Annotated in this window: 18 protein-coding genes; 6 read left to right on the forward strand and 12 right to left on the reverse strand. The window is 74.1% G+C overall.

What is annotated here, in order from left to right; all coding sequences use genetic code 11:
* Positions 1–156 precede the first annotated feature (156 nt).
* The 3 genes from OG556_RS08000 to OG556_RS08010 are packed head-to-tail and all read left to right on the forward strand — an operon-like array spanning position 157 to position 2616.
* Positions 157–960 (forward strand): ABC transporter ATP-binding protein, encoded by an 804-nt coding sequence (locus tag OG556_RS08000; protein ID WP_350881622.1) that lies wholly within the window; start codon positions 157–159, stop codon positions 958–960.
* A complete protein-coding gene (locus OG556_RS08005; RefSeq protein ID WP_371516505.1) occupies positions 947–1876 on the forward strand; it encodes an ABC transporter permease in 930 nt (309 codons plus the stop codon). The genes OG556_RS08000 and OG556_RS08005 overlap by 14 nt, the downstream gene beginning before the upstream one ends.
* An 11-nt stretch (positions 1877–1887) precedes the next feature.
* The gene (locus OG556_RS08010; RefSeq protein WP_371516506.1) at positions 1888–2616 is read left to right on the forward strand and encodes a sirohydrochlorin chelatase; all 729 of its coding nucleotides are present in this window, start codon (positions 1888–1890) and stop codon (positions 2614–2616) included.
* A gap of 13 nt (positions 2617–2629) precedes the next feature.
* On the opposite strand, the gene OG556_RS08015 is transcribed toward OG556_RS08010, so the two are convergent.
* The 5 genes from OG556_RS08015 to OG556_RS08035 form a co-directional block, all read right to left on the reverse strand.
* Positions 2630–3040 (reverse strand): PIN domain-containing protein, encoded by a 411-nt coding sequence (locus OG556_RS08015; RefSeq protein WP_371516507.1) that lies wholly within the window; start codon positions 3038–3040, stop codon positions 2630–2632.
* Positions 3037–3258 (reverse strand): type II toxin-antitoxin system VapB family antitoxin, encoded by a 222-nt coding sequence (locus OG556_RS08020; protein WP_371516508.1) that lies wholly within the window; start codon positions 3256–3258, stop codon positions 3037–3039. Before OG556_RS08020 ends, OG556_RS08015 begins: the two co-directional genes overlap by 4 nt.
* Positions 3259–3432: 174 nt before the next feature.
* Positions 3433–5199 (reverse strand): DEAD/DEAH box helicase, encoded by a 1767-nt coding sequence (locus tag OG556_RS08025; protein ID WP_371516509.1) that lies wholly within the window; start codon positions 5197–5199, stop codon positions 3433–3435.
* Between the two features lie 157 nt (positions 5200–5356).
* Positions 5357–5560: a cold-shock protein gene (locus tag OG556_RS08030; protein WP_063347104.1), complete on the reverse strand. Its 204-nt coding sequence runs from the start codon at positions 5558–5560 to the stop codon at positions 5357–5359.
* Between the two features lie 323 nt (positions 5561–5883).
* Positions 5884–8103: an MMPL family transporter gene (locus OG556_RS08035; RefSeq protein ID WP_371516510.1), complete on the reverse strand. Its 2220-nt coding sequence runs from the start codon at positions 8101–8103 to the stop codon at positions 5884–5886.
* A 402-nt stretch (positions 8104–8505) separates the two neighbouring features.
* Here OG556_RS08035 and OG556_RS08040 point away from each other — a divergent pair, with 402 nt between their 5' ends.
* Together OG556_RS08040 and OG556_RS08045 are read left to right on the forward strand one after the other, a co-directional pair.
* On the forward strand, positions 8506–9399 hold the full coding sequence (locus tag OG556_RS08040; protein WP_371516511.1) for a phosphotransferase enzyme family protein: 894 nt from the start codon (positions 8506–8508) through the stop codon (positions 9397–9399).
* Positions 9400–9652: 253 nt separating this feature from the next.
* On the forward strand, positions 9653–10684 hold the full coding sequence (locus OG556_RS08045) for a polysaccharide deacetylase family protein (RefSeq protein ID WP_371516512.1): 1032 nt from the start codon (positions 9653–9655) through the stop codon (positions 10682–10684).
* Between the two features lie 34 nt (positions 10685–10718).
* Here the strand turns inward: OG556_RS08045 and OG556_RS08050 are convergent, their stop codons facing one another.
* The 7 genes from OG556_RS08050 to OG556_RS08080 form a co-directional block, all read right to left on the reverse strand.
* Positions 10719–11420, reverse strand: a complete 702-nt coding sequence (locus OG556_RS08050) for an exonuclease domain-containing protein (RefSeq protein WP_350881640.1) — start codon at positions 11418–11420, stop codon at positions 10719–10721.
* 198 nt (positions 11421–11618) lie between these two features.
* Entirely contained in the window at positions 11619–12872 is a 1254-nt protein-coding gene (gene efeB, locus OG556_RS08055) for an iron uptake transporter deferrochelatase/peroxidase subunit (protein ID WP_371516513.1), read from the reverse strand.
* 188 nt (positions 12873–13060) lie between these two features.
* Positions 13061–15004, reverse strand: a complete 1944-nt coding sequence (locus OG556_RS08060) for an FtsX-like permease family protein (protein ID WP_371516514.1) — start codon at positions 15002–15004, stop codon at positions 13061–13063.
* Between the two features lie 73 nt (positions 15005–15077).
* Positions 15078–15818 carry an ABC transporter ATP-binding protein gene (locus tag OG556_RS08065; RefSeq protein ID WP_371516515.1) on the reverse strand — a complete coding sequence of 247 codons (741 nt, stop codon included), beginning with the start codon at positions 15816–15818 and terminating at the stop codon, positions 15078–15080.
* A 91-nt stretch (positions 15819–15909) separates the two neighbouring features.
* Positions 15910–16365: a GNAT family N-acetyltransferase gene (locus OG556_RS08070; RefSeq protein WP_371516516.1), complete on the reverse strand. Its 456-nt coding sequence runs from the start codon at positions 16363–16365 to the stop codon at positions 15910–15912.
* Positions 16366–16487: 122 nt separating this feature from the next.
* Positions 16488–18047, reverse strand: coding sequence for a carboxylesterase/lipase family protein (locus tag OG556_RS08075; RefSeq protein WP_371516518.1), 1560 nt, complete (start codon positions 18045–18047; stop codon positions 16488–16490).
* Positions 18048–18347: 300 nt separating this feature from the next.
* Positions 18348–19622, reverse strand: a complete 1275-nt coding sequence (locus tag OG556_RS08080) for an SAV2148 family HEPN domain-containing protein (RefSeq protein WP_371516519.1) — start codon at positions 19620–19622, stop codon at positions 18348–18350.
* Positions 19623–20095: 473 nt separating this feature from the next.
* On the opposite strand from OG556_RS08080, the gene glgX reads away from it, so the two are divergent.
* Positions 20096–22318, forward strand: a complete 2223-nt coding sequence (glgX, locus tag OG556_RS08085; protein WP_371516520.1) for a glycogen debranching protein GlgX — start codon at positions 20096–20098, stop codon at positions 22316–22318.
* Positions 22319–22366 lie beyond the last annotated feature (48 nt).

A 22366-nucleotide genomic window follows, 5' to 3' on the forward strand; every position in this document is an offset into this window, starting at 1 on the left:
CGAACAGCGCCGGGTCCGCCCCCGACTCCGCGGTCCGGACCCCCGCCCGCCCGGTCGATCCGCGATCGATGCCCACCGGGACGGGCGGGGCCGGGCCCCGGCCCCGCTCCCGCCCCGCCAGCCCTCAGCCAGACCACTCACGCAGGAGGTGTCCGGATGACCCCGGCACTGACCACCTCGGCGGACACCGCCGGCGCCGACGCCGGCGGCGCCGCGCCCGCCGTCCGGATCTCGCACGTGCACAAGTCCTTCGGCCGCCCGGGCGCGCAGACCCACGTCCTGGACGACATCACCCTCGACGTCGCGCCCGGCGAGTTCGTCACCCTGCTCGGCGCCTCGGGCTGCGGCAAGTCCACCCTGCTCAACCTGGTCGCCGGCCTCGACCAGCCCACCGCCGGCGCCATCGAGGTGCCCGGCGGCCGCCCCGCGCTGATGTTCCAGGAGCACGCGCTGTTCCCCTGGCTCACCGCCGGCCGCAACATCGAACTCGCCCTCAAGCTGGCCGGCGTCCCCCGCCCCGAGCGCCGCGCCGAAGCCGAGCGCCTGCTCGAACTCGTCCGCCTCAAGGGCTCGTACGGCAAGCGCGTACACGAACTGTCCGGCGGCATGCGCCAGCGCGTCGCGATGGCCCGCGCGCTCGCCCAGGGCAGCCAGGTGCTGCTGATGGACGAGCCGTTCGCCGCGCTCGACGCCATCACCCGCGACGTGCTGCACGACGAGATCACCCGGATCTGGGCCGAGCGGCAGCTGTCCGTCCTGTTCGTCACCCACAACGTGCGCGAGGCCGTGCGCCTGGCCCAGCGCGTCGTCCTGCTCTCCTCCCGCCCCGGCCGGGTCGCCCGCGAGTGGCGGATCGACCTGCCGCAGCCGCGCCGCATCGAGTCCACCGGCGTCGCCGACCTGTCCATCGAGATCACCGAAGAACTGCGTGGGGAGATCCGTCGCCATGGCCAGCACTGACAGCACCCCGGTCCTGGAGAAGGCCGGCAAGGCCGACCGGACCGACGGGGCCGCCGCCACCGACACCGCCGGGGTCGGCGCCGGCCTGGACGCCCTCGACGCCGTCTCCGCCCAGCGCGGCTCGCTCGGCGAGGCCCTGCGGACCAAGGCCCTGCCCCCGCTGATCGGCGTCCTCGTGGTGCTCGCCCTGTGGCAGGGCGCGTACAGCCTGCACCTCACCTCCGCCTACAAGCTGCCCAGCCCGGCCGACGTGTGGCACTCCGCCCAGGAGCTCTGGTACCAGGGCACGCTGTTCTCGATCATCTGGACCAGCGTCTGGCGCGGACTGTCCGGCTTCCTGCTCGCCGTCGTCATCGGCACCCCGATCGGACTGGTCGTCTCCCGCGTCCGGCCGGTGCGCACCGCCATCGGCCCGGTCCTCCAGGGCCTGCAGTCGCTGCCCTCGGTCGCCTGGGTGCCGGCCGCGGTCATCTGGCTCGGCATCAACGACCAGATGATGTACGCGGTGATCCTGCTCGGCGCCGTCCCCTCCATCGCCAACGGCCTGGTCGCCGGCATCGACCAGGTGCCGCCGCTGTTCCTGCGCGCCGGACGCACCATCGGCGCCACCGGCCTCACCGGCGCCCGGCACGTGCTGATCCCCGCCGCGCTGCCCGGCTACCTGGCCGGCCTCAAGCAGGGCTGGGCGTTCTCCTGGCGCTCCCTGATGGCCGCCGAACTCGTCGCCTCCTCCCCCGACCTCGGCCGGGGCCTGGGCCGGTTCCTGGAGGACCAGCGCGAGTTCTCCGACATGTCCGGGGTGCTGCTCGGCATCATCCTGATCCTGTTCGTCGGCATCGCCATCGAACTGCTCGTCTTCACCCCGGTCGAGCGCCGGGTGCTGCGCAACCGCGGCCTGCTGGCCGCCGTCAAGTAAGGCCGACGCCCATGCCCGCCCTCCTGCTGATCGCCCACGGCAGCCGCGACCCGCGGCACGCCGCGACCGTGGCCGCACTGGTCCAGGAGGTGCGGGCGCTGCGCCCCGGGCTGGACGTCGCCACCGCCTACCTGGACCACTGCGCGCCCCGCATCCCGCAGGTCGTCGGGCGGCTCGACGACGCGGTGGCCGTCCCGCTGCTGCTCAACCGGGCCTACCACGCCAAGCACGACGTCCCGGCCGCCCTGCGCACGGCGGGCGCGGCCCTGCCCGTCGCCGCCGTCCTGGGCCCGTCGCCGCTGCTGCTCGCCGCCCTGGACCGCCGCCTCGCCGAGGCCGGGGTGGACGTGCGCTCGGCCGCCGTCCGGGCCCGCACCGGCGTGGTGCTCGCGGCGGCCGGCTCCTCCGACCAGGCCGCCGACGCCGCCACCCGCGCGGTGGCCGCCGGGTGGCGCCGCAGCCGCGGCTGGGCCGCCGTCGAGGTGGCCTACGCCTCCGCCACCGGCCCGCGCGTGCCCGACGCCCTGGCCGTCCTGCGCGCCGCGGGCGCCGCCCGCACCGCCGTCTCCCCCTACCTGCTGGCCCCGGGCCTGCTGCCCGACCGCATCGCCGAGGCCGCCGCCGGAGCGGACGCCGTCGCCGCCGTCCTGGGCCCCGCCCCCGAACTGGCCGCCCTCCTCCTGGAGCGCTACGACGAGGCGCGTACGGCCGCCACGATGCCCCAGACGCTCACTGCCTGACCACGGGGCCGGCTCACTCGTGATCGAGGATGCTGTGCTCGCTCAGATCAGCGGCGTGCCGCGCCACAGTGCGGTAGTCCGCATCGTCGTGGAGGACCGTGAGGCCGTGGTGTGCGGCCGTCGCCGCGATCATGAGGTCGACCGCGGAGGCACTACGGTGCTGCCCGGCGAGGGCCATGCGCCGCTGAACCGTGTCGATCCAGCGCCCAGCGTTCTTCGGTACCGAGACGTCCGGGTACAGGTCGGCGAACATCTCGGTGATCTCGTCGTACTCCCGGCCGCTGCGCGCGTTGTACAGAAACTCTGCGCGCTGCGGGTAGCACGACGCGATCGAGCCTGCGTCGATCGCGTCGTACCAAACGGCCAGGAGCTTGGGCTCGCCCAACAGCCGGACAAGTCCAGAGGTGTCGAGGAGATAGATCACCGGGCGTCCTTCTCGGCTCGGTGCATCCGCTCTGCGTCCTCGACGGCGCCCCAGTGCTGAGCCCGCTCGAAATGCCGGCTGATCCGGGCAGCACGTTCCTGCCGCTCGGCGTAGAAGCGCAGTGCGAGGTTGACGGCGTCCTTCTTGGTCCGAACTCCGGCGAGCGTCATTGCTCGTTCCAGCGCCTCTTCATCGATGTCGATCTGTGTCACGGACATCCGGATACCTCCGTCGATCGATGTTGGTGATGTACATAGCATTGCACATGACCAACATCAACGGAGGTTCGGACCGCCGCAGGGTGATGGTGTCCGTCAGACAGACGGGCCCCGCGACGAAACGGCCCGGCCCCCTCGGGTGAGGGGGCCGGGCCGTCGGTGGTTCGCCGGGGATTAGTCGAAGGCGCGGCGCTGGCGGCCGGTGCCGTAGTTGGAGCCGGACTTGGCGCCGCTGCCGGGCTTGGCGCGGCCGGAGGAGCGGCCGATGAAGCCGGCCGCCTGGGGGCGGTCGCCCTGGGCGGCGGCGCCGCCCATGCGCTGCTTGGGGCGGGGGCGGCGCGGGTTGCCGTTCATGTCGACGTCGGCGGGCAGCGCGGAGCGCTTGCCGGGGCGGCGGCGCGGGTTGCCGGACTTGGCGTCGGCCTTGGCGGCGGGGGCCTCGGCGGGCGCGGGGACGGCGACGGCGACCGCGACACCGCTGGGGGTGCGGGCGCCGGTGATCTTGGCGAGGTCGGCGTCGCCGGGGCGGACCTTGGTGACGGTGGGGCGGATGCCCGCGACCGTCATCAGCCGGTTGACCTCGCGGCGCTGCTCGGGCAGGACGAGGGTGACGACGGTGCCGGACTCGCCGGCCCGGGCGGTGCGGCCGCCGCGGTGCAGGTAGTCCTTGTGGTCGACCGGCGGGTCGACGTTGACGACCAGGTCGAGGCCTTCGATGTGGATGCCGCGGGCGGCGACGTTGGTGGCGATCAGCGCGGTGACGTGGCCGTCGCGGAACTGGTCGAGGACCCGGTTGCGCTGCGGCTGGGACTTGCCGCCGTGCAGGGCCGCGGCCCGGACGCCGGTGGCGAGCAGCTGCTTGGCGAGGCGGTCGGCGCCGTGCTTGGTGTGCACGAACATGATCACGCGCCCGTCGCGGGAGGCGATGTGCGCGGTGGTGGACGCCTTGTCGGCCTGGTCCAGCTGGAGGACGTGGTGGTCCATGGTGGTGACCGCGCCGGCCGACGGGTCGACCGAGTGGGTGACCGGGTCGGTGAGGAAGCGCTTGACGAGGCGGTCGACGTTGCGGTCCAGGGTCGCGGAGAACAGCATCCGCTGCCCGCCCTCGGCGACCTGCTCCAGCAGCTTGCTGACCTGCGGGAGGAAGCCCATGTCGGCCATCTGGTCGGCCTCGTCGAGGACGGTGATGGCGACGTCGGACAGGTTGACGTCACCGCGGCCGATCAGGTCGTCGAGCCGGCCGGGGGTGGCGACCAGGACCTCGGTGCCACGGCGGACGGCGTTGGCCTGGCGGTTGATCGACATGCCGCCGACGACGGTGGTGATCCGCAGGTTGACGGCGGTCGCGTAGGGGGTGAGCGCGTCGGTGACCTGCTGGGCGAGCTCGCGGGTGGGCACCAGGACGAGCGCCAGCGGGTAGCGGGCGACGGCGCGGCGCCCGGCGGTGCGGGCGAGCAGCGGCAGGCCGAAGGCGAGGGTCTTGCCGGAGCCGGTGCGGCCGCGGCCGAGCACGTCGCGGCCGGCGATCGAGTCGGGCAGCGTGGCGCCCTGGATCGGGAACGGCGCGGTGACGCCTTCGCGGGTGAGCGTGCTGAGGATGCCCTTGGGCAGGTCCAGCTCGGCGAAGGTGTCCGCCGGGGGCCGGGCCGGGGTGCCCTCGACGACGGTGAAGTCGGCGGCCTCGGGCACGGCGGTGGCGCGGCTGTTCTTGGGGGCGCCGGTGCGGCCGCGCGGCTTGCGGGCGCGCTCGGCGTCGCCGGTGGCGCGCGGGTTCTCGCCGCGGCGGGCGCGGTCGCCGGCGCCGGTGCGGCCGGCGTTCTCGGCGCGGCCGGTGCTCTCGCCGCGGCCGGCGCCGGCGCTGCGGCGCGGGTTCTCGCCGCGGCGGGCCTGGTCGGTGGTGCGGGCGGCGCGGTCACGCGGCGGGCGGGCAGGGGTGGTCACGGAGTCTCCGTACGTCGGTCGGCAGCCCCGGGTGGGGGCTGGTCGGCCGTCGGTAGGAAACTTGCCGCCCCGGCCGTACGGCGGCATGCGCGGGGGCCCGCACCGTGTGGTACGGGCCCCCGCTTCGCGAGATCGCGAGTCAGCGTGGAGGCTGACGTCAGATGACGCGGATGTTCTCGGCCTGCGGGCCCTTCTGGCCCTGGGTGACGTCGAACTCGACCTGCTGGCCCTCGACGAGCTCACGGAAGCCGTTCGCCACGATGTTCGAGTAGTGGGCGAACACGTCCGGGCCGCCCTCGGCCTGCTCGATGAAGCCGAAGCCCTTTTCGCTGTTGAACCACTTCACGGTGCCGGTAGCCATAACCGTCTCCTCAAAAAACTGGGGCATCAGGGATTCACACCGCGTGAACCCCGGAGTAGCCGCGATCCCCATCCGGAGACTGAAACACCGGACAAAACAAATGCGCCTGTTGGTTGGACCAGCAGGCGCACACATACGTTCATGGGAACCAAAACTGCAACTGCGTCGACTGTAGCACGGCGACACCCCGATTGACCGGGGACTTTTGTGCTCAACAGATCACGTTTGACGGCCAGGGAAAGGGGGCAAGCGGCGCCCCGCCGAAGCGGGACGCCGCCTGTTCGGTGCGACGGTCGGGCGTCGCCCGTGTGCGAACGAAGCGATCAGCGCCGTCCGGCCGGCTCCGGCACGCCGTACGCGTCCGCCGTCGGCGCCGGGCCGGCACCGTGGCTTCCGCCGTGGCCGCCGTGGCCGTGCTCGGGGTCGGCGCCGTGGCCGGGCCACCAGGCCCGGTTGCCGATCAGCGCGGTGAGCGCCGGGGTGAAGAACATCGCCATCACGAAGGCCGCCAGCACGATGCCGAAGGCCATCGCGAAGCCGAACTCCATCATGAAGGTGTTGCCGGCGAGCATGAACGTGCCGAACGAGGCCGCCAGGATGAAGCCGGCCGCGGCGACGGTCGGGCCGGCGTGCCGCAGCGCCTCGCGGGCCGCCTCGCGCGGGCTGCGGCCCGCGCGGGCCTCCTCGCGCAGACGGGCGATGATCAGGATGTTGTAGTCCGTCCCGATCGCCACCACGAAGAGGTAGATGAGGATCGGCATCATGAACATCAGGCCGGTCTCGTTGCCGATCTTCTGGAAGATCAGCGTGGTGGCGCCCAGCGTCGCGCTGAAGCCGAGGCCGACCGAGGCCATCAGGTACCAGGGGGCGACGACGCTGCGCAGCTGGAGGGCCAGGATGAGCAGGATCAGCAGCCCGGCGATCGGGAAGACCAGCTTGTAGTCGTGGGTCATCGCCAGGTTGATGTCCTTGAACACCGAGGTGAGGCCGCCGACCTTGGCCTCGCTGCCGGCCGGGGCCTGCGCGTGGGCGACGGTGCGCAGCTCGGTCACCGCGTCGATCGCCTCGTTGCTGGCCGGGGAGTCCTTGAGCATGACGGTGAACTGGGCGGTGGTGCCGTCGGCGCTGATGCTCTTGGCGTCGGCGCTCGGCAGGTAGACCTTGGACACCCCGCCGACGCCCTGCAGCTTGTCGGCGTAGGCCGGGAAGGAGGCCGGGTCGAGCTTCCTGCCGTCGGTGCTGCTCAGGTAGACCTGGCTCGGGTCGGCGGCGCCGGCGGAGAAGCCCTTGGCCATCTTGTCCTGGACGACCATCGACTCCTTGTCCTTGGGCATGGAGCTGCCGGCCATGTCGAAGTCGCCGTTGTAGCCGAGGGCGCCCACGGACAGGGCGACCAGCAAGCCGCCGGAGGCGACGGCGGCCAGCGCCGGGCGCTTCTGGACGACCCGGCCGAGCGCGGTGAAGCGTGCGGTGCTCGGCTCGTCGGTCCACTTCTTGCCGGGCCAGAAGACGGCGCGGGCGGGGATGACGGCGAGCAGCGCGGGGGCCAGGGTGATCGAGGCCAGGGCGGTGACCACGACCGCGATCGCCAGGGCGGGGCCGAGCGCCTGGAACATGCCGAGGCTGGAGAGGATCAGCGCGGCGAAGGCGATGGTGACGGCGCCGGCGGCGGAGGCGATCGCCTCGCCGACCCGGCCGACCGCGTTGGCCACGGCGGTGTCGCGGTCGTCGCCGGCGCGCAGCCGCTCGCGGTAGCGGAAGGCGAGGAACAGGAAGTAGTCGGTGCCGACGCCGAGCACGACGACGATCAGGATCGCCATCAGGATGGGTGTGCTCTTGAGGTCGAAGATGTCGGTCGCGTAGTTGATCAGGCCGATGGAGGCGGGCAGCGCGATCATCAGCGAGACCAGGACCGGCAGCAGGCCGGCCAGGATGCCGCGGAAGATGATGCCGACGATCACGATGACCAGCAGGACCGTGGCCATGGTGATGATGGCCTCGGCCGAGCCGGAGGACTCCTTCTGGTCGAGCGCCTGGGCGGCGGGGCCGCCGAGCTGGAACTTCAGGTCGGTGCCGGAGGCCAGTGCCTTGCCGTCGTCGCGGAGGGCCTTGGCGATGTCCGCGGTGCCGTTCTGGTCCTGCTGCTTCGACTTGTCGACGGCGATCATGGCCATCGCGTACTTGTGGTCCGGGGATATGCCCAGCTGGTCGGACGGCGGGATGATCTTCTCGACGCCGTCGATCTTCTTGGCCGTCAGGTCCTGGACGAGCTTGCCCATCGCGGCCTTGTCCGCGTCGGTGAACGCGGCGCCGTCGTTGCGCTCGAAGAGTGCGAGCGCGCCCGGGGTGAAGGCTGCCGGGAAGGCCCGCTCCTGCACCTGTGCGGCCTGGATGGACTCGTAGTGCTTGGGGAGGAACGCGGCTTCGTCGGTCTGCGAACTGACCTTCGGCGCGGTCATGAGGACGGCGATCATTCCGACCACCCACGCGATGATCACCCACCACGCACGGCGTACGACGAATTGTCCTAGTCGGTGGAACATGCTCGATGCCTCCTGGGCATGGTTCACCGCAGCCCTTGGGGGACGGGACGCCGGGCGACGGCTGGACCGGTGGGAGACGCGCGGCGGCGCTCCCTAGCCGGTCGGCAGGTAAGTGGATTCGGGCGTCATCCTACGAGTACTTGCTTGCCGCCCGGCAAGGAGCCCCCGTGGTCCAACCCCCGTCGGGCCGCTCCGAAGCGGCCCCGGCCCAGTTTCTCCCGGGCACACCCCCCTTGACCTCGTGCTCCGGGTGGAGACAGCTCCCCCTCAGGGTGGATCTCTCCCCCTACCCCATGGGAGGAGATGTCAGGGTAGGAGGGTAGGGAAAACCCCACCCCGGTCCGTCATGATGATCACCGTCCGGAGGCCTCCGGATGAACGCCGCCCCAACGGAGCACCGCCATGATCCCCTTCGACGAAGGCCGCGCCCGGCTGCTGCTCGCCCACGCCTGCGAGTCCGCCGGACTGCCCGGCCCCGGCGACGCCCAGCTGCTCGCGCTCGGCGAGAACGCCGTCTTCGACCTCGGCGACCCGGCCGTCGTCGCCAAGGTCGGCCGCGGCCCCGAACTGTACGAACGGGCGCGGCACGAACTCGCCGTCGCCCACTGGCTCGCCGCCCAGGACGTCCCGGTGGTCCGCCCGTACGACGGGGTGGACGCCGAGCCCCAGCTCGCCCACGGGCACCCCGTCACCTTCTGGCACCGGCTCGCCCCCGCCGTCCGCCCCGCCCGCCCCGCCGACCTCGCCCCGCTGCTGCGCGCCCTGCACCGGCTGCCGCTGCCGCCCTTCCCGCTCGCCCACCGCGACCTGCTGGCCCCCGTCGAACGCTGGCTGGCCTCCGCCGAGGGCCACGTCGACCCGGCCGACGTCGCCTTCCTGCGCCACCGCCGCGACGGCTTCGCCGCCGCCCTGCCCGACCTCGCCCCGCACCTGCACCCCGGCGTCATCCACGGCGACGCGCTGCCCCGCAACGTCCACGTCGGCCCGGACGGGCCCGTCCTGCTCGACCTGGAGAACGTCTCGCACGACCTGCGCGAACACGACCTGGTCGTCCTCGCGCTCAGCCACGACCGGTACGGCGTGCCCGGCGAGGAGTACCGGGCCTTCGTCGAGGCCTACGGCTGGGACGTGCGCGCCTGGCCCGGCTTCGCGGTGCTGCGCGGGGCCCGGGAGACCGCCAGCGCCTCCTGGGTCGCCCAGCAGGCACCCGGCAACCCGGCCGCGCTGGCGGAGTTCCGGCGCCGGGTCGCCTCGCTGCGGGAGGGCGCCACCGAGGTGCGCTGGTACCCGTTCTGAGATGCCGGGCTCCTGGGGCGTCGGGCTTCCGAAGTACCGGGCTCCTGACCTGCCGGAACGCCCCCGTCACGGCCCCCGGGATACCCGGCGGGCCGCGGGGGCGCCAACCCAGGCGCGTGTGAGAAGACTCCTACGGCGCTCCGGTCCGCTCCGCAACCGGGGCACGTACGCTCGGCGTCCTATCGGACAGTCATCCTGACCGAGGGATCGGCACCCGTCCTCTGCACCCCTCTGCACCACAGGAGCCGCCGCCATGCCCCACTCCGCCACCCGCCGGCCCTCCCCTCCGACCCGTACGGCCCTCACGGCCCGCCGCCGGCTGGTCGCAGGCTGCGTCGTGGCGGCCGCCACCCTGGGCCTGGCCGCGTGCGGCACCGCCAGCGGAGCCCTCCAGCCGACGGCCGGCGTCAGCACCCAGCCCCCGATCACCATCGCGCCGACCGACTCCCGGCCGACCGACGGCCCCGTCGCCACCGTCGCACCCGCCCCTGGCTCCGACAGCGCGCCCTCCTCCGCCGCCCCGCCGGCCGTCCCGAAGCCGCGCACGCCCAAGGCGCCGGCCGAGACGACCGCCGCGCCCCACGGCGGCAGGCCGAGCACCCCGGTCACCACCACGCCCGTCACCACCACGTCCGTCGCGACCACGCCCGCGGCCACCACCGCGCCGCCGCCCGCGCCGGTCAAGCCGGGCACCGTCATCGGCTCCACCGCCTCCGGCGGCCACACCGTGGCGCTCACCTTCGACGACGGCCCCGGCCCCGCCACCGGCCAGATCCTCGACCTGCTCGCCCAGTACCACGCCAAGGCCACCTTCTGCGAGATCGGCCAGAACGCCGCCGCCAACCCGGCCCTGGTCAAGCGCGTCCTCGCGGCCGGCCACCGGCTCTGCGACCACAGCGTCCACCACCCGCAGCCGTTCGCGAAGCTCCCCCACGACAAGGCCGCCTACGAGATCACCGCCGCCAGGGACATGATCGTCAAGGCCGGCGGCCCCGGCACCCAGGTCAGCTGGTTCCGCGCCCCCGGCGGCGGCTTCAACGCCGACAACGAGCAGATCACCGCGAGCCTCGGCATGTCCTCGCTCGGCTGGTCCGTCGACCCGCGCGACTGGTCCCGCCCGGGCGTGCCCGCCATCGTCTCCACCGTGCAGAAGCAGCTCAAGCCCGGCGGCGTGATCCTGATGCACGACGGCGGCGGCGACCGCACCCAGACCGTGGCCGCGCTCAAGCAGCTGCTGCCCTGGCTGGTCGCCCAGGGCTACACCTTCGACTGGCCGGCCGGCTAGGAACTGTCCGGCCCACCGGCCCCACCGGGGGCGGTCACCTCATCGGCCACCGCGGGTCGACCACGGCCTGCGGGTCCTTGCCGCGGCGCAGCCACGCCTGCAAACCCTCGGCCCACTCCCGGTACCAGCCGATCTGGCGCCCGTGCAGCTCGGCCGGCGCGACGTCGCCGACCTCGGCCCGGTAGCGCTCGGCGAGGGCGACGGCGACCCGGACGGCCGCCAGCGCGTCGCTGCCCGCCTCGTGCGCGTCCGTCAGCTCGACCCCGTACACCTCGCAGACCCGTTGCAGGGTGCGCGAGCCCTTGCGGTACTTGTCCACCGCCCGGTCGACGACCAGCGCGTCCAGCACCGGCCCGACCGGGGCGCCGAGGCGCTCGGCGAGCGGCACCAGCCCGTACCGGCGCAGCTCGGCGTCGAGCAGCGACAGGTCGAACGGCGCGTTGAACGCGACCACCGGGCGCCCCGCGGCGAGCCGCTCGCAGAGCGCGCCGGCTATCTCCTCCACCGCCTCCTTGGCCGGCCGGCCCTTGCCGCGGGCCAGGTCGTCGCCGATGCCGTGGATCGCCTCCGCCTCGGCCGGGATCGGGACCCCGGGGTCGAGCAGCCAGTGCGCGGCCCCCACCCGGCGGGCCCCGACGGTGTCCACGAGCGCGGCCGTGACGATGCGGTCCACGGCCGGGTCGGTGCCCGTGGTCTCCAGGTCGAAGCCGACCAGTGGCTGCTGCCACCAGCTCATAAGGGGGTGTCCTTCCGTCCTGCCTCTCGAAACAGCCCCCATCATCACCCGCCCCACCGACAACCCGGCCTCCGGGGCGGTCGGGGTGCGGGCCGGTACGGCGGCGGACGGCAGCGGGCGGCCTCCTCGGTTTCGGCAGGTCGCCCCAACGGCGGGCGCCCGCGCCCCGGTTGGGCGACGGGCGCGCGGACCGGGGTGTCAGGTGGTGGTGAGGAGGGTGCGGCCGAGCCAGTCGGTGGTGTCGCGGGCGCCGGGGAGGACGTAGAAGTAGCCGCCGCCGGTGGGGCGGAGGTGGCGGGCGAGGGGTTCGGTGTTGAGGCGGGTCTGGACGGCTTCGAACTGGCGGGCCACGTCCTGCTGGTAGCAGCAGAAGGCGAGGCCGAGGTCGGGTTCGCCGTCGGGGTCGAGGCCGCGGTCGTAGTTGAAGGCGCGGCGCAGGATGCGGCTGTCGCGGGTGCCGTCGGTGCGGGGGTTGGCGAGGCGGATGTGGGAGTCGAGGGGGATGACGGCGCCGTCTGGGTCGTTGCGGTAGTCGGGGGTGTCGGTCTCGCCGGCCGCCCCGAGCGGGGCGCCGTCGTTCTTGCGCCGGCCGATCAGGCGTTCCTGCTGCTTGAGCGGCACCTCGTCCCAGCCGGCGACGAGGGTGCGGATGGCGCGGATGACCTGGTAGCTGCCGCCGGCGGCCCAGCGCGGTTCGTCGCCGCCCTCGCCGACCCAGACGAGGGCGTCCAGCTCGCGGGCGTTCGTGGTGTCGGGGTTCTCGATGCCGTCCTTGAAGCCGAGCAGGTTGCGGGCGGCGCCGGTGGGGCGGGAGCGGTTCTGGAAGCCGTCGAGCTGCCAGCGCGGGCGGATCAGGCCGTTGGTGCTGCGCAGCAGGTCGCGGATGGTGTGCTGGACGGTGTCGCGGTTCTCGGCGCAGATCTGGAGCGAGAGGTCGCCGTGGCATTCGGCGGGGCGCAGCGCGTCGACGGGGAAGGGCCGCATGGCGGTGAGCCGGCGGGGGCGGTGGCGGGTGAGGCCGTAGCGGGTGTCGAAGAGGGAGGCGCCGACGGCGACGGTGACGGTGAGGTCGTCGGTGGGCAGGTCGGGGCCGAGGGTGCCGCTGTCGGAGGGGGCGGCGGCGGGGCCGAGGTCGGGCGGGGTGCCGCCGGCGGTGAGGAAGCGGATGCGGTCGGTGAGGGTGCGCAGGAGGGTTTCGAGGGCCTTGCGGTCGCGGGCCTTGACGTCGAGGGCGAGGAAGGTGCCGTAGCCGGGGGGCGGGTTGGTGATGCCGGCCTGGTGGTGGCCGTGGAAGTCGATGCGCCGGGTGGCGGGGTGGGGCGCGGCCTGGGCGGGGCGGGCGCCGGTGAGGGTGAGGGCTCCGGCGGTGGTGGCGCCGAGGGCGGTGCGCAGCAGGCCGCGGCGGGTGGCGCGGGGGTGTTCGGAGCCGGTGGAGTGCGGGCTGTCGATCATGGACGGGACGCTAACAAGCGGTCGGGCCCGGTACTCGGGTGAGCGCCGCGCCCGACCGCCGGTCACCATCCGTCCGGCCTACTCCCCTCACCCGGGCGAGGGTCGCCCGGGTGAGGGTCGCCCGGGTGAGCGCCGCTGAGCGAACGTCACCAGGAGACCGGCACCGGGCGAACGTCACCGGGCGAACGTCACCGGACGCGGGCGAGGGCGATCCGGCTGGGCAGCACGCTGGCGGCGACGGCCAGGGCGAGGCAGACGGCCGCGGCGGCGCCGAGCGGGAGCCAGGGCAGGTGCGGGTCGATGGCGGCCTGGCCGGCCAGGACGCGGTGGTTGAGCAGGGCGGTGGTGCCGTACTGGGTGAGGGCGGTGACGGCGAGGGCCAGGACGGCGGCGGTCGCGACGACCAGGACGGCTTCCAGGGCGACCATGTGCAGCACCTGGCGGCGCAGGGTGCCGGCCAGCCGCAGGACGGTGAAGTCGCGTCGGCGGTCGGCGGCGGACATCACCATGGTGTTGGCGATCGCGATGAGCGCGTACAGCAGGGCGGGGCCGAGGATCGTGGTGGTGGCGATCCACGCGTAGTGGGCGCCGGGGTCGGGGCCGGGGGCGCGGGCGTCGGTGAGTTCGCCGCCGAGCCGGTCGGCGGCCGGGGGTTCGGCGGAGAGGTGGACGGCGCCGGGGTGGGCGCCGGCCAGGTGGGCGGTGGTGGCGTCGCCGCTGAGCAGGATCTCGTCGAGGCCCAGCTGGGTGCGGTAGACGAGGGCGAGGCGCAGGGTGGTGACGGTGCCGTCGGCGAGGCGCAGGTGGACCTGGTCGCCGAGGGTCCAGCCGTGGCCGCGGGCCTGGTCGGTGGAGGCGGCGAGAGTGGGCCCGTGCAGGTCGGCGGCGGTGCCCTGGACGACGGGCAGGGTCCAGGCGGTGGCGAGGTCGCCGTCGACGACGGTGGCGGCGGAGGGGGCGGAGGCGGGTGAGTCCTCGCCGGGGTCGGCGAAGTCGGCGGGGGCGGCGCCGAGGCCGGTGACCACGGTGGGGGTGGTGGCGGTGGCGCGCAGGCCGGGCCGGTCGGCGGTGAGCCGGTGTGCGGCGTCGTCGGGCAGCGGGGTGGCGCCGGGGCGCAGCACGTACCGGGCGGCGGTGGTGGCCCGGTTCTGGGCGGTCATGGCGTCGGCGAAGGCGGCGGTGGAGCCGATGACGGTGCCGGTGAGGGCGATGGTGAGGAAGGCGGGGGTGGCGGTGGAGACGGTGCGGCGGACGGCGGTGAGCGCGTTCTGCCGGGCGAGCAGGGGTGCGGCGCCGACGGCGCGGGCCAGTGGCGCGCTGAGCGCCCGGACCAGGGGCGGGACGATCAGCGGGGCGAACAGGGCGAGGGCGGTGATCGTCAGCAGGTCGGCGCCGAGGACCCACTGGGAGGCGAGCTGCGGGTCGGCCGGCTGGTCGCCGGGGGCGGCGGGCATGGTCGGGGCGGCCAGGTAGTAGCCGACGGTGCCGGCCAGGGCGAGCAGTCCGGCGAGGGCGCAGGCCCAGCGCACGGGCGTCATGGCCGTGCGGTCGACGGCGGCGTCGCCGAGTGCCTCGACGGCCCGGACCCGGCCGGCGCGCAGGGCGGCGGTGACGGCGCCGAGCAGGGCGACGAGCAGGCCGACGACGGCGGCGGTGAGCAGCGGGGCGGGGGCCGGGTGCGCCGCGAAGCCGTCCGGGGCGGCGCCGCGGGCGACCAGCCAGGCGGCGAGGGCGGGCGCGCCGGGCAGGGCGAGCAGGCAGCCGGTGACGGCGGCGGCGAGGGCGACGACGGCGGCCTCGCCGGTGATCAGCCCGACGACCTGGCGGGGGGTGGCGCCGACGGCGCGCAGCATCGCGATCTCCTGGCGGCGCTGGGCGACGGCGAAGGCGAAGGTGCCGGCGACGACGAAGAGGGCGACGAAGGCGGCCATCGCGGCGCTGAACAGGAGCACCTTGTGGAGGGAGGGCGCGCCGAGCGGGGAGTCGTCGCCGGCGGTGTTGTCGAGCAGGGTGCCGGTGGTGGCGACCAGGGTGACGCCGAGGGTCAGGGCGAGGTAGGAGCCGGCGAAGGCGGCCTTGCGGCGGCGCAGTGCGGCGGCGGCGACGGGCAGCAGGGTGACGAGGGATCTCATGCGCCCACCTCGCTGCGCTCGGCGGGGGCATTCGCCCACGCGCACCTCTCGGTGATGAACTCGCTCCGCTCGTTCATGCCGCCGTCTCCAGGGCGGTCATCCGCTCGGCGATCTGCGGGGCGGTGGGGTGGTCGAGGTCGGCGACGAGGCGTCCGTCGGCGAGGAAGAGCACGCGGTCGGCGTAGGAGGCGGCGACCGGGTCGTGGGTGACCATGACGGTGCTCTGGCCGTCGCGGTCGACGAGTTCGCGCAGCAGGGCGAGGACGTCGCGGCTGCTGGCGCTGTCGAGGGCGCCGGTGGGCTCGTCGGCGAAGAGCACCTGCGGGCGGGTGATCAGGGCGCGGGCGATGGCGACGCGCTGCTGCTGGCCGCCGGAGAGCTGGGAGGGCAGGTGTCCGGTGCGTTCGCCGAGGCCGACCTGGGCGAGGGCGCGGTGGACGTCGGCGCGGTCGGGGCGGCGCCCGGCCAGGCGCAGCGGCAGGCCGACGTTCTGTTCGGCGGTCAGCGAGCCGACCAGGTTGAAGGCCTGGAAGACGAAGCCGAGCTTCTCGCGCCGCAGGACGGTCAGCCGGTTCTCGGTGAGTGCGGCGAGGTCGGCCCCGTCGAGGACGACCCGGCCGCCGTCGGGCCGGTCGAGCCCGGCGGCGCACTGGAGCAGGGTGCTCTTGCCGGAGCCGGAGGGGCCCATGACGGCGGTGAAGGTGCCGCGGGCGAAGTCGACGTCCACTCCCCTGAGCGCGTGGACGGCCTCCGGCCCGGTCCCGTAGGTGCGGTGCAGTTGTTCGAGGCGCAGTACGGCCCCGTCATCCCCCATGATCATCACGGGGGCTATGACTACCACGGCCGCCCCTGCTCCGACCAGCCCTGACTGCCGGGCCGGCCCCGGTTCAGGCGGCGGGCTCGGTTCAGGCGGCGGGCTCGCGGACCAGGTAGACGTCGATCGGGTCCTCGTGGTCGAGGACGAAGCCGTGGCGTTCGTAGAGGCTGCGGGCGGGGCTGCCCTGGAGGACGTCCAGGCGCACGGGTTCGCCGGCGGCGTCGGCCTGGGCGAGGAGGTGGCGCAGGACGGCGGTGCCGAGGCCGCGGCCCTGGTGGGCGGGGGCGAGGTAGAAGTGCTCGATCCAGCGGCCGCCCTGTTCGGCGGGGCGGACGGTGACGGAGCCGGCGAAGGCGCCGTCGACGAGGATGACGGAGCTGTGGCGGCTGGAGAACCCCGCCCGCAGGCGCCGGCGGACCCGGTCGTCGTCGTAGCGGCCGAGGCGTTCGAGGTCGGCGCGCAGGACGACGGCCTTGAGTTCGGCGACGGGTTCGACGTCGGCGGCGGTGGCGGGGCGCAGGGTCCAGGAGGGGAGGCTGTTCACGGCCCGCAGTGTGGCAGCGGCCGCACCGCCCTGGCCAGCGGGTTTCAGGGGCCGGACGCCGGGGCGGGGCGCGCCGAGGGGGCCGGGCGGCGGCCCGGCCCCCTCTTCCGACGGCGGTTCGGCTAGCGGGTGCCGAGGTCCAGGGCGGGGAAGGAGTAGTCGTCCCAGAGGGCGCGTTCGTCGTCGTGCGGCGCGTACTGGACGCTGGGGTTGAGGTCCCAGATCCGGGTGGCCCGCGCGTCGGCGGTGTAGGACGGCCAGCCCGGCTCCCCCTGGCGGGCGAAGGAGGCCCAGGCGTCGGCCATCCGCTCGGACAGCCGGGTGAGTTCGGGCCGCTGGGCGGCGACGGTCTGCGCGCCGCGCGGGATCGCGCCGAGGTCCAGGCCGCCGAAGACGAAGGGCAGTTCCAGGGTGTGCATGGCGCCCAGGTTCTGGGCGGCGGGCAGGCCGGGGACGTAGGGCACGTGCCAGTCGAACTGGTAGACGTAGGTGGGCCGCCAGCGGGACTGGGCCTCGGCCAGGCGCAGGGTGGGGATCCGCTCGGTCTGGTCGGTGAGCATCGCGTTCACCACCCGGCCCTCGGTGGCCCCGGGGCGGTCGGCGGCGTACCGGTCGTACATCTGCTGTTTGCGGTCGGCGAGCACGGGGGGCAGGTTGCGGTAGGCGCTCAGCGGGAGGTCCGGCAGCGTGGGGTCGAACAGCGCCCAGTAGTCGGTCTCGTTCTCGGTGGTGCCGGTCATCACGTCGACGTCGCGGGCGCTGCCGGCGGCGATCCGTTCGACGACCGGGCCGGGCACCAGCGCCCCGTCGATGGACGGGCCGAAGAAGACCGCGGAGGACAGTCCGGAGAGCCCGTGCTGGACCTGTTCCTGGAGTTCGAGGACCTGTGGGGTGCTCAGCCGGTCGAGGTCCGCGACGGTGTGGATGCCGCCGGTGGCGAAGACCTTTCCGGCGGTGGCCCGCGCGGCGGCCGCGGTGTGCACCAGGTAGCCGGGGCCGCTCTCGACGATGGCGTGCCGGAAGAGTTGCTCGGGGTGGTCGCCGGCCAGCAGGGCGCTGATCGAGATGGCGCCGGCCGACTGGCCGAAGACGGTGACGTTGCCCGGGTCGCCGCCGAAGGCGCCGATGTGCCGGCGCACCCAGGTCAGCGCGGCGGTCTCGTCGCGCAGCCCGTTGTTGCCCGAGCCGGCGTAGGACGGGTCGAGCGCGCCGAGTTCCGTCCAGCCCAGGATGCCGAGCCGGTAGTCCAGGTTCACCACGACGGCGTCGCCGCGCTCGGCCAGCAGGCCGCCGTCGAAGACGGGCTGGCCGGCGGCGCCGAGTTCGTCCGCGCCGCCGTGCAGGAAGACCATGACGGGTTTGCGGGCGCCTCCGCCGTGCGCCGACCACACGTTGAGGTACAGGCAGTCCTCGGTGCCGCCGCCGCCCGCGCTCAGGTCCTGCGGGCAGCCGGGGCGGGTCTGGGTGGCGCGCAGCGTTCCGGGCCAGGGCGCGGCGGGCTGCGGCGGGCGGAAGCGGCGCTCGCCGGTGGGCGGCGCCGCGTACGGGACGCCCAGGTAGGCGCAGCGGCCGTCCTGGGCCACCCCCTGGAGGCGACCGACGGAGGTCGCCGTTCGGCAGCCGCCCGCCTCCCGGGCCTCGGCGGGGACGGCGGGCAGCAGGCCCAGCAGGGTTGCCGCCACGCCGACCAGTGCGAGCGGCCAGCGCCGGGGGGCGGTTCCCGCCCCAGGCCCCGTCCCGGGCCCTTCGCGCAGCCTTCCGCGCGCTGCCCCCCGTCCTGTCCCGCTTGTTGTCCCGTGCTCTGTTCCGTACACCACGGCGCACTCCCCTCGACGTCGTCGCGCCGCTCGTGCGGCCGCGACCCCGTCTCCAGCTTGCGCGGCCCGGCCCGGGGGTGTCGCCGCCGCACGGATGGAGTTCCGGGTCTCCACCCGGGGGTGGAGAGGGTGGAATTGACGGTCAATCAAAAGCGGGAGGCGGGTTCAGGACACCGGCCGGGAGTCGCCCCAGGCGCCCTCGAACTCCTCGCGGTAGACCTCCAGCAGGCCCTGTTCGCTGCCGCCGGGCTGCTGGCCGGCACCGCCGCGCAGCACCAGGGCCGGGGACTCCATGCCCCGGGCGCGGCGCAGGTAGGGCTGGATGACGCCGAGGTCGCGGCTCTGGCGGCGGCCGCCGACCTGGCCGGTCGGGCGGGGGCCCTCGACGAGGTAGGCGGTGAAGCGCGGGGTCTCGTCGAAGACCCGGATCTCGAAGCCGCCCTGGTCGCGCAACCGGGCCCGCACCCGGCGCACGTGCATGATGTTCATCTCGATGGAGCGCGACAACTCGCCTCGCCCGAGGCCGAGTTCGCGTTCACGGCGGCGGACGGCGCTGCTCGCCGGGTTGAGGAAAAGCAGACGGACCCGGCAGCCGTCGCCGGCCAGGCGCACCAGCCGCTTTCCGGTGTAGTTCTGGCAGAGCATGCCGAGGCCGATGCCGAGCGCGTCCAGCCGCCGGGCGCCGTCCAGCAGGTCCTCGACGGGCAGGTCGCGCTGGAGGCGGACGCGGTCGGCGTGCACGGCGACGACGTCCGCGTACCGGCCGGCCACCAGCGACTCGACGACGTCGGCGGGCACGCCGCCGGCGCCGCCGTCGAGGACGGCGAGCAGGCGGGCGGCGGCGCGTTCGGTCTGGGCGAGGACGGTCTGGGTGAGCACCCGGTTGCGGGAGACCACGTGCCGGGCCACTTCCAGTTCGTCCAGGGCGAGTTCGATCTCGCGCCGGTCGGACAGGTAGGGCTCGAAGCAGGGCCAGTGCTGGACCATCAGCTCGCGCAGCTGGGGCAGGGTGAGGAAGACCAGCGGGTCGTCGTCGGCCGGGTCGAGCAGGTAGCCCTTGCGGCGGCTGACCTCGCGGACGGCGCCGGCCCGGTGCGCCCACTCCTCGCCGGCGGGGCCGGCGGCGGCGGTGACCCAGTCCTCGCCGTGGGCGGGGGCGTAGATGGGGTGCAGCACCTCGTCGACGAGGGAGCGCAGCCGCTGCTCTACGAGGTTGAGCCAGACGTAGGCGCGGCCGGACAGGCGGACCCGCTGGTAGGCGTCCTCCCATTCGGCGGCGGACCAGGCGAGGGCGGGGACCTCGACCGGGCCGCCCTGGGCGGGCACCAGGGGGCGGCCGGACAGGGTGGGGCGCATGACGACCGTGGGCGCCTCGCTGCGGGCGCCGCCCCGGTCGGGGCCGTCGGGCCCCGGGCCGCGGCCGCCGGCGGGGAACACCATGCGCCACCTCACCTGGTTTGCTGCTCTACGCTCCGCCCCCGCGCGACTGATGGAGCGCCACCGGCCCGGGGACGGCCGGACGATCAAGGGTACTGCCCGCCGCGAGCGGTGTGCAGCCGGATGGCCCACGGGGCCCGGCACCACCACCAGGCCCACCCTTCACAGACCCACGCCCCCCGCAAGCCCCGCGCGTCGCAGGCCCCGACCACCGCGGGCCCCTCCGATCACGGGCCCCGCTCGCCACCGGCCCGCGCTTATCACAGGAATGCCGACTGGACACCCGTTCGGGCGAACCGGCAGCACATGTCCCGGCCGCCGGGGGAAGGCTCGGGGAGTATGCGCACTGTGCCGTGCGTCACGGCGCACGAGCGCCGCACATGCCCGGCCGCCCGGCCGGGAAGAGAGCGTCCGGGTCCGGGCACGTTATCGGACTACACGTCAGTTTCCGTTGAGTGCAAGGAAGTTGAGGACTCATGCAGGTCTGGCCCGGTAAGCCCTACCCCCTCGGCGCCACCTACGACGGGGTCGGCACCAACTTCGCGGTGTTCTCCGAGAGTGCCGACCGGATCGAGCTGTGCCTGATCGACGAGGACGGCTCGGAGACGGCCGTCGAGCTGCGCGAGACGGACGCCTTCGTCCGGCACGCCTACCTCCCCGGCGTCCAGCCCGGCCAGCGCTACGGCTTCCGCGTCCACGGCCCGTACAACCCCGGCCTCGGCCAGCGCCACAACAGCGCCAAACTGCTGCTGGACCCGTACGCCAAGGCGATGAGCGGGCACATCGACTGGGACGAGGCCGTCTACGGCTACCACTTCGGCGCGCCCGAGCGCCGCAACGACCTCGACTCGGCCCCGCACACCATGCACTCGGTCGTGATCAACCCGTACTTCGACTGGGGCACCGACCACCCGCCGCGCACCGACTACCACCGCACCGTCATCTACGAGGCGCACGTCAAGGGCCTCACCCGGCTGCACCCCGGCATCCCCGAGGAGATCCGCGGCACCTACGCGGGCCTGGCCCACCCGGCGGTGATCGAGCACCTGGCCAAGCTCGGCGTCACCGCGATCGAGCTGATGCCGGTGCACCAGTTCGTCCGCGACCACCGGCTGCGCGACCTGGGCCTGACCAACTACTGGGGCTACAACACCATCGGCTTCTTCGCCCCGCACTCCTCCTACGCCTCCAGCGGCGACCGGGGCCAGCAGGTGCAGGAGTTCAAGTCGATGGTCAAGGCGCTGCACGCGGCCGGGATCGAGGTGATCCTGGACGTCGTCTACAACCACACCGCCGAGGGCAACCACCTCGGGCCGACGCTGTCCCTGCGCGGGCTGGACAACGTCTCCTACTACCGCCTCGCCCAGGACCAGCGGTTCTACGAGGACACCACCGGCACCGGCAACAGCCTGCTGATGCGCAGCCCGCACGTGCTCCAGCTGATCATGGACTCGCTGCGCTACTGGGTCACCGAGATGCACGTCGACGGCTTCCGCTTCGACCTCGCCGCCACCCTGGCCCGGCAGTTCCACGAGGTCGACCGGCTCTCCTCCTTCTTCGACCTCGTCCAGCAGGACCCGGTGGTCTCCCAGGCCAAGCTGATCGCCGAGCCCTGGGACCTCGGCGAGGGCGGCTACCAGGTCGGCAACTTCCCGCCGCTGTGGACCGAGTGGAACGGCATGTACCGGGACACCGTGCGCGACCTGTGGCGCGGCGAGACGGCAGCCCTCGCCGAGTTCGGCTCCCGGCTCACCGGCTCCTCCGACCTCTACCAGGACGACGGCCGCCGCCCCATCGCCTCCATCAACTTCGTGACCTGCCACGACGGTTTCACCCTGCGCGACCTCGTCTCCTACAACGACAAGCACAACGAGGCCAACGGCGAGGACAACCGCGACGGCGAGTCCTTCAACCGCTCCTGGAACTGCGGCGTCGAAGGCCCCGGCACCGACCCGGCCGTCGAGGAGCTCAGAGCCCGCCAGCAGCGCAACTTCATCGCCACCCTGATGCTCTCCCAGGGCGTGCCGATGCTCTCCCACGGCGACGAGCTCGGCCGCACCCAGCAGGGCAACAACAACGCCTACTGCCAGGACAACGAACTCACCTGGGTGCACTGGCCGGACGGCGACGGGCCCGAGACGCGGCTGCTGGAGTTCACCCAGGGGATGATCTGGCTGCGCCGCGACCACCCGGTGTTCCGGCGGCGGCGCTTCTTCCACGGGCGGCCGGTCCCCGGGCGCCCCGGGCCGGGGACGCTCGCCGCCGGCGGCCGCCCCGCCGGCGGCCACCTCTCCGGCGGTCGCCCCTCCGGCGGCCACCCCTCCGGCGGCCACGACTCGGGCGGCTACGACGACCTCACCGACATCGCCTGGTTCACCCCCGGCGGGGAGGAGATGACCAAGCGCAACTGGGGCGCCAGCTACGCCAAGTCCCTGACCGTCTTCCTCAACGGCTACGCCATCTCCGAGCCGGACCGGCGCGGCGGGCGGATCGTCGACGACTCCTTCCTGCTGATGTTCAACGCGCACTTCGAGCCGCTGGAGTTCACCCTGCCCGCCGACCACGGGCAGGAGTGGCAGGTCGTGGTCGACACCGCGCAGCCCCGGCTGCCCGCCCCGGGCGCGGGCGCGCGGGTCAAGGCCGGGGACGCGCTGTGGCTCACCGACCGCTCGCTGATGGTGCTCCAGCGGCCGGCCTGACACCCTGCGCTCACCTGTTCGGACCAGCAGCGGGTCTTGGCGGCGGGC

It is taken from the genome of Kitasatospora sp. NBC_01300, assembly GCF_041435235.1.
In the GTDB taxonomy this organism is placed as follows: domain Bacteria; phylum Actinomycetota; class Actinomycetes; order Streptomycetales; family Streptomycetaceae; genus Kitasatospora.

Coding starts and splice junctions, on each gene's coding strand:
- efeB (WP_371516513.1), bottom strand. CDS start 12,872: ATGATCGACAGCCCGCACTCCACCGGCTCCGAACACCCCCGCGCCACC.
- OG556_RS08010 (WP_371516506.1), top strand. CDS start 1,888: ATGCCCGCCCTCCTGCTGATCGCCCACGGCAGCCGCGACCCGCGGCAC.
- OG556_RS08060 (WP_371516514.1), bottom strand. CDS start 15,004: ATGAGATCCCTCGTCACCCTGCTGCCCGTCGCCGCCGCCGCACTGCGC.
- OG556_RS08080 (WP_371516519.1), bottom strand. CDS start 19,622: ATGGTGTTCCCCGCCGGCGGCCGCGGCCCGGGGCCCGACGGCCCCGAC.
- OG556_RS08065 (WP_371516515.1), bottom strand. CDS start 15,818: ATGGGGGATGACGGGGCCGTACTGCGCCTCGAACAACTGCACCGCACC.
- OG556_RS08030 (WP_063347104.1), bottom strand. CDS start 5,560: ATGGCTACCGGCACCGTGAAGTGGTTCAACAGCGAAAAGGGCTTCGGC.
- OG556_RS08050 (WP_350881640.1), bottom strand. CDS start 11,420: ATGAGCTGGTGGCAGCAGCCACTGGTCGGCTTCGACCTGGAGACCACG.
- OG556_RS08005 (WP_371516505.1), top strand. CDS start 947: ATGGCCAGCACTGACAGCACCCCGGTCCTGGAGAAGGCCGGCAAGGCC.
- glgX (WP_371516520.1), top strand. CDS start 20,096: ATGCAGGTCTGGCCCGGTAAGCCCTACCCCCTCGGCGCCACCTACGAC.
- OG556_RS08035 (WP_371516510.1), bottom strand. CDS start 8,103: ATGTTCCACCGACTAGGACAATTCGTCGTACGCCGTGCGTGGTGGGTG.
- OG556_RS08040 (WP_371516511.1), top strand. CDS start 8,506: ATGATCCCCTTCGACGAAGGCCGCGCCCGGCTGCTGCTCGCCCACGCC.
- OG556_RS08000 (WP_350881622.1), top strand. CDS start 157: ATGACCCCGGCACTGACCACCTCGGCGGACACCGCCGGCGCCGACGCC.
- OG556_RS08020 (WP_371516508.1), bottom strand. CDS start 3,258: ATGTCCGTGACACAGATCGACATCGATGAAGAGGCGCTGGAACGAGCA.
- OG556_RS08045 (WP_371516512.1), top strand. CDS start 9,653: ATGCCCCACTCCGCCACCCGCCGGCCCTCCCCTCCGACCCGTACGGCC.